The 11660-nt window shown below is 60.6% G+C and carries 3 protein-coding genes; all 3 read left to right on the forward strand.

Annotation, left to right across the window (positions count from 1 at the left end; translation table 11 throughout):
• Positions 1-21 precede the first annotated feature (21 nt).
• Positions 22-5034: a neuraminidase-like domain-containing protein gene (locus tag AAAB16_RS23200; RefSeq protein WP_340665467.1), complete on the forward strand. Its 5013-nt coding sequence runs from the start codon at positions 22-24 to the stop codon at positions 5032-5034.
• A 53-nt stretch (positions 5035-5087) separates the two neighbouring features.
• On the forward strand, positions 5088-9638 hold the full coding sequence (locus AAAB16_RS23205; RefSeq protein WP_340665468.1) for a SpvB/TcaC N-terminal domain-containing protein: 4551 nt from the start codon (positions 5088-5090) through the stop codon (positions 9636-9638).
• Positions 9631-11660 (forward strand): RHS repeat-associated core domain-containing protein (locus AAAB16_RS23210; RefSeq protein ID WP_340665469.1); only part of this gene is annotated, 2030 nt, incomplete at its 3' end. The genes AAAB16_RS23205 and AAAB16_RS23210, both read left to right, overlap by 8 nt.

An 11660-nucleotide genomic window follows, 5' to 3' on the forward strand; every position in this document is an offset into this window, starting at 1 on the left:
CATTTATTCCGGAGCATTGGCATGCAGTACTCAAGCTTGACCGGCCAAATGGCCGAGCGTAAACGCAACGCCCTCGAAGCCGCCTGGCTGGGCCAGCTGTCGCGTATTCCTGGGGCTACGGCCACGCGCCTGGATAGCACTGCCGACCTGTACAACTACCTGCTTATCGACACCCGTAGCGGCTGGCAACCGAACACCAGCGTGGTCGCGCAACTGATCGCCTCGCTGCAGCACTACATCAACAACATCCTGTTTGGCAGCGAGCCGGGCTATAGCAACGTACGTTGGCAGCAGGAGCATCAAACCCTGCTGCAAGACTGGCAATCCACCAACGCGCAGTACGACGTCTGGGCCGCCAACGTTATGCTCGCGCAGTACCCGGAGAACTATCTTTCCCCTCCGCTGCGCATCGACCAGACCCGCGATTTTGCCCAGATGGTCAGCGACCTTAATCAGGGGCCGCTCAACGACGACAGCATCCTCACTGCCGTACAGGGTTACCTCAATCGCTTTGAAGAAGTCGCCAACCTCAGCGTGGTCAGCGGCTACGTCGCCGGCACCGACCTGACGCAGGATGACTACTACTTTCTCGGCAGCACCGCCAGCAAGCCGCAAACCTACTACTGGCGCAAATGTGCCATGCACCTGAATACCGTCACCACCCAGGTGCCGGACTCGTGGTCAGAGTGGCAAAAGGTCGACCTGCCTTTGGGCGGCGACAACGTGGTCGGCCTGCCGCGACCGGTGGTGCATAACAATCGCCTCTATGTGGTCTGGTTTGAACGCCGCTCCACCGCCAGCAAAGACCCGAAAACCGCGCAAACCGTTACCCCAACGCTGACCCTGTCGGCGCAGATGGCCTATCTGAAATTCGATGGCACCTGGAGCACCCCGCAGATACTCGGCAGCACCAGTGGCACAGCAACCGACAGCGGCGATGGCTTGTACTCGAGCAACGCCGGTTTCTCGACCCTGGCGTTGCAGTTCACCGATGCCACGCAAAACCCTTTTCTCTATACCGGTTTGTACAGCGCCGCCGATGCTCGAAGCCCCACGGCCGGGATTGCCAACGACAAGGCTATGGTCTGCGCTTTAGATGCGTGGATGAACCCAGTTACGCCAGACGCTGATGCCATCAATGTATTGTTTGCGTTGTATGCCGATCAGACCTTGGCCAAGCAGAACTACAACGCCAGTGTGGTTAATCCCAAAACAACCAGCCAGCGCTTCCTGCAGCGCGCAATCGCGATAAATGCCGTCAACGCCAGCTTGACGGACGTCGACTTAGAGATCGATGACATCAAACTGGGCAGCAGTATGCCGACAATGAAATTAGCTTCTGGCCGGCAAGAACTACCCAACACGATCGTTATTGACACCACAGATATTAAAAACAGTGAGCTTTACGCGAACTTCACTCCAGGCTTACTAGACATCAATTTCCAGGGACAGTGTTACGGCACTGGCAGGATGCAATACCAACCTGCAGGCACTTACGTTTCAGCCTCCTTTACAGCGGTATTCAAACCACAAGAAATCAGTCTAACTATTACGTTACAAGACCAAGCGGCATATGACAGCCTTGTGCCAAGCAGGTATGCAGAAATTGCATTTTGGAACGGCGACGCGGAAAGCAATAGTTTCCAATACGACAAAGAAAGGAAGACAATAACTGCACTCTTTAAACGAGATGACGGCAACAGGCTATTGCCTGGAAATCTGATCTCTATGTATCTTGCCGCATTCCCCGAATTTACCAGTGTCTATGCAAGCATCCCCTCTGACCAGTCAAACACTACGACACCGATAGACCAGTACCTACTTGAACTCAGCATCAGCAATAGCAAAACTGTTATCGGTAGTGTTTCTATAGAAGGCGTGACCCTACAAGCCAGCACCCACTGCACTGCCACGTTGGCAAACCTGGATTTAAGCCAACACAGCGATTACTCATACCAACTGCAAACGCAACTTGAAATTCTGAGCAAAGACAAAACCCAATCTTTTGGCGTTACCACCCGACACGCCTATACCAACCTGCACTTTCCACAATCACTTGTACCCGCCACCGACCCTATGCCGGTATTGGATAACTATACCGATGCAGTATTAGGCACCGCAGAGTTTGTACACTTTGACTTTAAAGCAGATGCAAGCGGTAAGGCGGCGTTTGCACCAAACAACATTCGCCTCAACACACTGTTTGCTAAAGAGTTAGTAAAGTCGGCACAAAGCGGACTTGAGCGATTATTTCAGTGGAATACGCAGCTGACGCCAGAACCTAATCTAGGTCCAGGAACTTGGTTAGCACTGACTCTGCCCAAGTACGACGCCAACCTGCATGGCAGTAGCCGGGTATGCACCGTTGTGTTGTTTCCCAGAGACGGGCTGGATTATCCGCTGGCGCAAGACGCATTAGCCGACCAGGAAAAAACGCTGCATATTTTTGTTCCCTTCAGCAGCGTACTGGTAATGGATCAAGCCGACAGCCAAGGTGTGGTCTATCAGGTTGAGCGGGTGTACTTGCAGACACAAAAGACCGCATTCAAAGGCCATAACGATGAACTGATCGTGGCCTTTGAAAAGCAAAATGTCGTTATCCCCGCGCAAGTCATGAATGATGCTCCCTGGGGCATTTTCAGCCGCTACAGCGGCTTTGCCAGTGCCGCCATCGAGCCTCGCGCCAGCAACGCCATGGACTTCTCCGACGCCAACGGCCTGTATTTTTGGGAGCTTTTCTACCACACCCCCAGCATGGTGGCGTATGCCCTGCAATCGCGTGGGCAGCACGCTGATGCGCGGCGCTGGCAACAGCAAATTTTCGATCCGGCGGCGATAAACCGTGGCACCGATAGCAGGGGCAATAGCATCAGCAACTATTGGAACGTGGTGCCAATCTCGCCGGACTACGCCAAGCAAGACCCGTCCTACGCCATTGAAGGGCCTACCGACCCAGATGCCTTGGCCTACGCCGACCCGGAACACTTTCGCAAAGCCAGCTATATGGGCTACGTGCAAACGCAGATTGCCTTGGGCGACTTCTACTACCGCCAGCTAACCCCCGACAGCCTCAATCAGGCCCTGCAGATTTATACGCAAACCAGCGTGTTACTCGGTGAGCGGCCAGACACCGGGCTGGTCAGCCCGTGGCAACCCATCGCCCTGAAAGACGCGGCCGCTTCGGCGCCCCACGGCGAGCAATTGCTGGGCTTTGAGCAGCAATTGACTGGCTTGCCAGACACCTGGCGCAGTTACCCCACCGACACCCCGTACCCGAATCTGCAAACCGCTGCGTGCGCCGCGTTTTATGCGCCGGTCAACCGCCAACTGTTGAGCCTATGGGACACCCTCGATTCACGGCGCTACAACCTGCGACATAATTTGGATATCAACGGCAATCCCTTGCAGCTAGGGCTTTTCGCCGTACCGCTGGACCCCGCCGTGTTGCTCGCGCGCGAGGCTAGCGCTGGCACCACGCAAAACGGGCAAGGCGCAGCGCTGCTGAACATTGCGCCCTACCGCTACAACGTGATGAGCGAAAAAGCCCGTGATGCGTCGGCGCTGCTGAGTGAGTTCGGTCAGCAATTGCTGCAAGCGTTACAGGGCAAAGATGAACGGCACCGCGAAATACTGGGGCAGACCCAACTGGCTGATCTGTGGACCTTTGTGCAGCAGGCGCAGCAACAGGCCGTGGACATTGCCAGCAACGCCCTGAGTACCCTGAACAGCAGCCTGGCGGCCGCGCAACAACGCCACGGCTACTACCAGGCGCTGGCCGCCGGTGGACGCTCCGCGCTTGAGTCCGACGCGCTCAGCACCCTGGCCACCAGCGGCATATTGATGGGCTCGGTAGCCATTCCGGCCATTGCTGCCGGCGTGGTGGCATTGGCCCCCAACATCTTTGGCCTGGCCGATGGCGGCAGCGATTGGGCCGGCCCGCTCAAAGGCATAGCCAACGGCACATTGGCCCTGGGCTTTGCCGGCAGCACCGCCGCCGAGGCCATCAGCATGCTGGCGGGCTTCGAACGCCGCCAGGCGGAATGGCAGCAGCAGGCCGAGCAAGCCAATCAGGATATCGCCACGTTAATCAGCCAGATCAGCGGCCAACAACTGCAAATCGCCGCGGCTAAAACCTCGCAAATGCTGGCGACGGCCCAGCATCAACAGGTCATGGCAACGTACACGTTTCTGAGCAATCGCTTTAGCAACGAAGCCTTGTACCAATGGTTGGTGGCGCAACTCTCTGCCCTGTATTACCAAGCCTATGACGCCACCTTGAACCTGTGCCTGGTCGCGCAAACCTGTTGGCAATATGAGTTGGGCGACTTTGCCACCACGTTTATTCCCACCGGCGGCTGGAACAGCCAATACCAGGGACTGTTAGCCGGTGAAACACTGCGCCTGAGCCTGCTGCAAATGGACAACGCCTGGCTCACCCGCCACACCCGCGCGCTGAGCATTACCCGCTCATTCTCCTTGCGCGACAGGCTGGGAGACGGCTGGGCGGCGTTTCTTAGCGAGTTAAAAGCCGGCAAGGCGACTTTTTCGCTCAACGAAAAGGACTTTGATCTGGACTACCCCGGCCATTACCTGCGGCAAATCAGCGATGTCTCGGTGACCTTGCCGGCCGATATCGGCCCCTACCAAAACGTGCGCGCCACCCTGAGGCAAACCGGCAACAGCCTGGTGTTAAAGGCCGATCTGGACGCAGTCAAATACCTTAAAGACAGCAAGACCGGCAGCCCAGCGAATGTGAAGCGCAACCTCAACGCCAGCCAGGAAATAGCCCTCTCGGTGGGGCTCGACGACAGCGGCACGCCGGTGTTGAGCGCCAGCGATGCGCGCTACTTGCCGTTCGAGGGCACGGGCGCGGTGTCCGATTGGGTATTGGCATTTCCCAACCCAACCTCGACCGCCCAGCAACAGCTGCTGTCGAGTTTGAACGACGTGATCGTGACCCTCGACTACACCGCGCGTAACGGCGGCGACAGCTTTGCCGAACAAGTGCTCGCGCTTTGGACGACTGCCGGCTGACACCGCTGCCCGAATTGAAAACGGCAGCGCAGGTATGCCGAAGAGATAGGCTAATGACGTTAAATACCGCTACTGACGACCTCGCTTTGACCCCACCGGCACTGCCCAAAAGTGGCGGCTCATTGCAAGGTATGCCCACTGCGCCAGGCCCGGTCGCAGCCGATGGTCAGGCCAGCCTGATGATCCCCCTGCCCATTAGCGCAGGCCGTGGCTACGCCCCCTCGCTTGCGCTGCGCTACCAAAGCGGCGCAGGCAACGGACCATGGGGCAGCGGCTGGCAATGCAGCCCATTGGCGATTCGCCGCAGCACGCGCTTTGGCGTACCGCGTTACACCGACAGCGACAGTTTCCTCGGCCCTGACGGCGAGGTGCTGGTGGCTGAAAGCGATGCCGCAGGACAAGTCATTACCACCCACATCGCCAGCTTTAATGGCCAGGCCCTGGATCGCACCTACCAGGTCACCCGCTACTTGCCGCGAATCGAAGGCAGCTTTGCCCGTATCGAGCGTTGGCAAGCCGAAGGCGCCGCCGATTTCTGGTTGATCCATAGCCCCGGCGGCGAGCTGCTGTGCCTGGGCAAAAGCGCCCAGGCGCGAATTGCCGAGCCGACCGAGCCACAAGTGCGTATCGCCGCCTGGTTAGTGGAAGAGTCGGTATCCCCAAGCGGCGAACATATCTACTACCGCTATGTCAGCGCCGCCGAGGTGGGTGTCAGCGACCCCGACGGCCGCGACACTCAAAGCCAACGCAGCCTGAGCACGGTGTCTTACGGCAACGTCAGCGCCCAGGCGGCCTTATGGCTGTGGTCCGGCGATACGGCACCAGCGGCGCAAGCGTGGCTCTTCACCTTGGTGCTGGACTATGGCGCACGGGGCACTGACAGCCAGGTGCCGCCCGCATTTTCGCCGCCACCCGCCAGCCCTTGGCCGGTGCGCCAAGACGCGTTTTCCAGCTACGAAAATGGCTTTGAAGTACGCAGTCATTTTCTCTGCCGCCAGGTGCTGATGTTTCATCACTTCCCGGCTGAGCTGGGTGAAGCGGCGACCTTGGTTCAGCGCTTGCTGCTGAGCTACGACGAGAACCCGCAGCTCGCGCGTTTGCTCGCGGCGCAATCGCTGGCCTACGAGCCGGATGCAACACACACGTTACAGTGCCTGCCGCCCCTGGAACTGGCCTACAACCCATTTGCCCCTGTGCTACAGGCCAACGCCTGGCAGCCGCTGCCCTTACCGGCGCAACTGGGCCCGAAGCCCTATCGCCTGGTCGACGTCTATGGCGAGGGCATACCTGGCTTGCTCTACGAAGAGCGTGGCGCCTGGTATTACCGCCCGGCCGTACGCGACCCTACGCAAACCTCGCCCGACGCCGTGACCTATGGCGAACTGGCCGAGCTGCCGTTGCTACCGTCGCTGCCCGCCGGCAGACAGCTGCGCTTGCTGGATTTCAACGGCGATGGTCGTCTGGAGTGGTGGGTGACACAGGCCAACGGCCTAGTGGGTTACTACACCTTGCAAGCCGACCGCAGTTGGTCGGCGTTTACCCCGTTGGCCGCCGCGCCGCTGGAACTGCGCCACCCCAGCGCCACCCTGGTCGACCTGCACGGCGCCGGCTTGCCGGACCTGGCGCTAATCGGTACCCACAGCGTGCGTGTGTATGTCAATCAGCGCAGCGGTTTCGGCCCTGGGCAGAACGTGGTCCATGACGACGATACCGGCCTGCCCGTAATGGGCCGCGACAGGCAAGAGCTGGTGGCCTTCGCCGATATGCTGGGCAGCGGGCAGCCGCAGCTGGTGAGCGTGCGCCATGATCGTCTGCTGTGCTGGCCAAGCTTGGGCGATGGACGCTTTGCTAAGCCACTGACCTTTAGTTCAACCCTGCCGTTTACTGCCGCACAGTTTGACCCGCAGCGGGTCTACCTGGCGGACTTGGACGGTTCAGGCTGCGCCGACCTGCTTTACGCCGGCCCCAGTGGCATCCAGCTGTTTTTCAATCAGGCCGGCAACCGCCTGGCCCCGGCGGTGACGTTGCCGTACCCGACCGGCATGAGTTACGACCAACTGAGCCAATTGCAGGTCGCCGATCTGGCAGGCCAAGGCACAGCAACATTGGTACTTACTCAAGTGGCCAGTGATTCGAACCTGCAGCGCCGCCATTGGCGCTTTGATCTGAGCAGCGCCAAGCCCTATCTGCTTAGCCACGTGAGCAATAACTGCGGGGCCTGCACCACGCTGACCCACCGCAGTTCGGTGCAGGAATGGCTGGACGAAAAGCTGGCGACACCCAGCGCCATTGCCGGGCTGCCCTACCCCGTTTTAGTGCTGAGCCAGCTCGAACAATACGACAGCGTGACGGGCAATAGCCTGGTGCAACGCTTTCAGTACCGGCGCGGTTACTGGGACCCCGTGGAACGGGAGTTTCGCGGGTTCGCCTATGTTGAATCCGAGGAATATCAAACCCAGGCCGGCGCAAAGCAGGCAAACGCCTTGCGTATCTGCCGCTGGCTGCACACCGGCCGCGCCGACGACGTCAACGATCTATACGGGGAACCCTTCCACGACCCCGACGCCTTTGCCCCGCAACAAACACGCTTAACCCGCTGGCAAGGCGGCGCCGATGACGGCCAGGACATCGCCTTTAGCCCCGACGCCGGCACTGCCTGGTGGCTGTATCGCGCCCTAAAAGGCGCGCTGCTACGCGAAGAACATTACGGCCTGGACGCCGCCACCATTCCTTATCGCGTGCAACAAATGCGCAGCCAGGTGCGCCTGGTGCAGCCCGGCGCGGTTCCAGTAACACTGGCGCTTAGCGCGGGCAGCAGCACCTATAACTATGAGCGGGTTAGCGGCGACCCCCAGGTCAGCCAAACCATCCCCCTGCACTACGACGGCTATGGCCACACCCTGCAAACAGTGGATATCGCCTACCCGCGACGGCTGAACGCGCAAAGCGAAAACCCATACACCGCCATCGCGCTGCCAAGCGAGGCCTGGAGCGCCACGTTTGATGCCCAGCAAACCGTGCTGCGCCTGACCGAAAGCCGCATTCAGGTGTTCAATCAAGCCGACCCGCAAGCCTGGGTGCTGGGGGTGCCAGTGGCTAACCGGCAGAACGCCCTGACCTTTACCGCCCAACAAATTCCGGCCGGCGGCCTGACGCTAGAGCTATTGAGTGATCCCGCCGGCCTGCTCGGTGCCAGCCAACCCCGCCTGCTGTTAAACCAGCAACAACACCACTACCGCAGCGACCCGCAGCTACCCAAAACCCTGTTTTTGCCCGACCACCGCGAAACCGCGCTGCTGTTGGCTGACGACCTCAAGGCCTACCTTGACGTGCTTAGCCAAGCCGCCTGTGAGCAATTGTTGGCCGACGGCGGTTACCAGCGCATGCCGGCTTTACTGGCAGTTCCAGGCGCTGCGCCAGAAGCCGATCTGTGGGCAGCCAATACCGGCTACCTCACCTACCTGGGTGCTGCGCAGTTCTGGCGCGCCCATACCCAGACTGCCTCGCCACTCAAGGCCGCCGACGGCCAGTTAACGGTGACCACGGTCGCCTGGGATTCCCACCTGTGCGGCATCGTCAGCAGCACGGATGTGTATGCCAATCAGGTTCAGGCCTCAATCAACTACCGCTTTCTGCGGCCCTGGCAAATCACCGACATCAACGGCAATCGGCATGAAGTGCAATGGGATGCCCTCGGACGGCTGGTCGCCACCAGCCAATACGGCACCGAGCTGGGGGCGGATATGCACACGGCGGTTAACGTCGGTTTTGCCCCTCTGAGCACTGCGCCGGCAGCGGTGCATGACACGGTCAACCAAGCCGTGGCCAGCGCCCTCGCCATCAACGCCGGCAGCGGCAAACAACAGCAGGCAACGCGCATGGCCTATGACCTGTTCAGCCAGATGGGCAGCCTTAGCATCAGTCAACTCAGGCCAATTGTTGCCGATGACGCAGCGGCGTTGGCCCTGTATCAGCACCTGCAATCGCTGCGCTTTATCACGCCCCAGGGCCATGTATTGAGCCGGGCCTGGAGCTGGCTGCAAACATCAGCTTCGCTTGCTGACGTGCCTGCGGCGTTGCGCGCGGTATTGGCTGCCCTGCCCCGTCAGCCGGTGCATAGCGTGACCCTGCTGGCCGATAACTATCCGAACCAGGCGCAGCAAATACGCGTGCAACTGACCCACAGCGACGGCTTTGGCCGCGCCTTGCAAAACGCCGAGTTACGTCCCGCCGCGCAGGCCTGCCAACGCACGGCAAGCGGTGGCTTAGCGATAGAGAACGGCCAGCCGCAACTGGCAACTGCCGAGCCCTGTTGGGCCATCAGTAGCCGCATCGATTACACCCCACGGGGGCAACCGGCAAAAACCTACCAAGCGTTTCTGGCAGATGACTGGCAGTTCATCAGCGCCGCCGCGCTTGCAACGGCAGGCTACGCCGACCGCTATTTTTACGATGCCATTGGCCGCGAAACCGAGGTAATCACCGCACTGGGATGGCTGCGCAGAAGCGGATACACCCCCTGGTTTACGGTGCGCGAAGACGAAAACGATACCGCCGCCGAACGTTTATCTGCCTGCCCTCTAACGGAGAACGCTGATGGCTAATTGCACCGCCGTGCACACCGGCACCCCCAGCGTAACGGTCGTCGATAACCGCGGCCTGGCGGTGCGCAGTCTGCAATTCTGCCGCCCAACCATCAGCGCAGCAGCCGACCTGCGCCTGACCCGCACCCAACGCTCGCCAGCCGGCTATCTACTTAGCCAGAGTGACCCACGCCTGGGCGATGCCGGCCTGCTCAACATCAGTCAGGTAGCGGATCTACGCGGCACGGTATTACGCCAGAGCGGTAGCGATAACGGCAGCACCTGGACGCTGGCCGATATTCTCGGCCGCCCGCTCTGGCAGCGTGACGCCATGGGCACGGTGACCACTTTCAGCCAGGACGCACTCGGCCGCAGCTACACCGTCAGTCGCCAAGACGCTGGCGCAACAGGCAGCCAAGCGCAGGTGCGCGAACGCCATTACTACGGCGATACCGCGCCCCCCCAATTGGTACCCCGCGACCTGGCACAAACCGCCAACCTGCGCGGGCAAACCGTGTGTATTTGGGATAGCGCCGGCCAGCAAACCGTAACCGCCGTCAGCCTTACCGGCCTGGCGCAGAGCACCAACCGGCGCCTACTCGCGGCCACTGATAGCCGCGCCGATTGGTCCGGCGATGATTCGCAGGCCAGCACCTGGCAACGTTGGGATGCCGCGCTCGACGCCCGTCGCTATGGCAGCCGTGTCACGTTTGATGCAAGCGGCCAATGGCTAACCCAGACCAACGCCGCTGGGCATAGGCGTCGCCAGGCCTATGACGTGGCCGGCCTGCTTGCCAGTCAGTGGCTGACGCTCAATAACCAGCCCGAGCAGGTCATTTTGCAAAGCCAGACCTACAACGCCGCAGGGCGGCCACTGACGCAACTGCAAGGCAACGGGGTCACGGTCAACTGCACTTATGAAGGCGAAACCCAGCGTTTGATCGGCACCTCGATCACCCGTCTGCGCGCCGCGAAACCCGAGGTTCTGCAAGCCCTGGCCTATACCCATGACCCGGTGGGCAACGTGCTAACCGTCACTGACGCGACACAAGCATTTACCTGGTTTCGCAACCAACAGATCAGCCCGGTCAGCACCTTTACCTACGACAGCCTCTACCAACTGATCAGCGCCAGCGGCCGCGAAGTCGCCAGCCATAGCCGCCAAGGCATCGCCCTGCCCGCACTGATCACCCCCGTGCCCGCAGACAGCAGCCAGTACACCGCCTACACCCGCGCCTATAGCTATGACCGCGGCGGCAACCTTACGCAGATTCGCCACAGCGCGCCGAAAACCGGCAACCAGTGGACCAGCACCATCCTCGTAGCCGCCACGGCCAACCGCGGCGTCAGCGCTGCGCTGTTCCCCAACATAAGCGTCGAACAAGTCGATGGCCTGTTCGACCCACAAGGCCAACAACTGCAACTGCAGCCTGGGCAGTTACTGAGCTGGGACGCCGACGGCCGACTGCAGCAGGTGCAGAGCGGCACCAGCGCCGATAGCCCGCGCGAGTACTACGCCTACGCTGGCGCGCAACGGTTGCTCAAGGTTAGCGAGCAACGCAGCCAAGCCACCCTCTGGCAACGCCGAGCCGTGTATCTGGACGGGCTGGAGCTACGCAGTACAGCGCGAGCCGGAGTGGTAAGCGAAGCGCTGGAGGTGGTCAGCCTGGCCAGCGAAAACGCCGAGGTGCGTGCGCTGCACTGGAGCAGCGGCAAACCGGACGGCATCGCCAACGACAGCATCCGCTATAGCTACGGCAACCCGCTGGGCAGCATCGAACTGCAACTCGACCAACAGGGCAATGTAATCAGCCGCGAGGAGTACTATCCCTTCGGCGGCACGGCGCTGTGGGCCGCCAGCAGCCTCACCGAGGCCAGCCTTAAAACTCGGCGCTACAGCGGCAAAGAGCGTGACGCCAGCGGCCTGTATTACTTCGGCTACCGCTACTACCAACCCTGGAGTGCGCGCTGGTTAAGCCCGGACCCCGCCGGCACCCAAGATGGTTTGAACCTCTACCGCATGGCACACAACAACCCACTGAC

It is taken from the genome of Pseudomonas sp., assembly GCF_037994325.1.
Classification (GTDB): domain Bacteria; phylum Pseudomonadota; class Gammaproteobacteria; order Pseudomonadales; family Pseudomonadaceae; genus Aquipseudomonas.